The following is a 1,308-nucleotide window of genomic DNA, read 5'->3' as shown; positions in this document are numbered from 1 at the left end:
TGGCGTTATCAATTGCCTGTCTGAATACAAGTCTACTGTTTTGATCAATACCAATAAATTCATTTGCTTTTGTTGATGAAGAATTATAACGCCATATCATCCCATAACCAGCTTCGGCACTTAGTGATGACCAATAATCACCAGCACTAGCGGTCTGGAAACCATTACTTGCAGGGGCAATCATTTTGCCAGTACTGGAGATCGTACCGGTAATGGTTAAGTTGCCAAAGTTTGCAGGCTGACCAAGGCGGGCATAACGTGTATCTTGTTCAGTACTGGTATAGATCCGAGTCCATGCCGTGTTCTGATTACGTGCATACAGCTTTAGATCGCCAGTCTCGGACATAACTATAGAGGCTTCGTTCTTGTTGTTTGTGAGTCCTACACCGATCAGATTAGTACTTGCAGGGTTGCCGGATGCAGCTGCTGGGATCTGGATGAAACCATTACCTGCTATCTGTCCTGTTGCTGGTGTGTACTGTGGTGCATCAATGCCATCGCTACCTAGGCCATAGTCAGAACGGCGTAGTAATGGTTGAATTGCTGCGAATCCTTGAGTAACTACAGTTTCAGGTGTGAACAGGTATGATCTCTGTACAACTGCGTCCTTGTCACCTGTGAGATTGTTCGATGAAAAATATCCATTGAGTACTATATAGCTTTCGGCATTGGCTTCTTCATCAGTACTGTATTTTACTTTTACTTGAATGGGAGTTTGTTGTTCTGCCGCTTGTTCTAAAAATTTATGGCTTGGTTCATCGATAACATAATTCACAGTAATCGGGAATGCGTCAATTGCCTTATCCCCTGTCAGTACTGAACTATAATCACTATCATAAGTTTCGATATTCTCTACCGAACTTGATTGTATAATTGTTGGAAATTCTGCAATATTTGCAATTTCCTGATAACCACCGAAACTAGGACTATTGTTCCCAGTATCGCCAGTATAAAAAATTTGTAGGTCTTTTCCTGTTGAAATGTTCATTAGCTTTCCTTCCGTTGGATTACACTAATATTTAGTTGAAAGGTTCCTGTGCAAATACCAGTAGTTGGTTCTTGATGCGTACCGATATTGTCAAAAACGGGCTGTTTACTAATGATAAAATTCTCATTTAAAAAACATTCCTGTACTTTTGATTGAAACATTGACATTGTTTCTGACGTTAAAATATAGAATTGTTCTGTTGGATTAGTTTTGTTATTTCCAAAAGTAATATAGAATACCACCGAATATGAACCCTCTGTACGTCCTGCCATATTCATTTGTACTTCGTTTGCTTGTATCTCGGAACAAAACACCCTAGT

1 protein-coding gene and 1 pseudogene are annotated in these 1,308 nt (G+C 39.8%); both read right to left on the bottom strand.

Features of this window, described 5'->3' with window-relative positions; genetic code table 11:
• Positions 1-988 (bottom strand): annotated as a pseudogene (locus HMPREF3138_RS26180) (hypothetical protein); the annotation flags it as partial.
• A partial coding sequence (locus tag HMPREF3138_RS26175) for a hypothetical protein (RefSeq protein ID WP_210394202.1) occupies positions 988-1,308 on the bottom strand: 321 nt, incomplete at its 5' end. The gene HMPREF3138_RS26175 and the pseudogene HMPREF3138_RS26180, both read right to left, overlap by 1 nt.

Source organism: Serratia sp. HMSC15F11 (genome assembly GCF_001808215.1).
In the GTDB taxonomy this organism is placed as follows: Bacteria; Pseudomonadota; Gammaproteobacteria; order Enterobacterales; family Enterobacteriaceae; genus Serratia; species Serratia nevei.
This window is presented reverse-complemented; position numbering and strand designations above follow the sequence as displayed.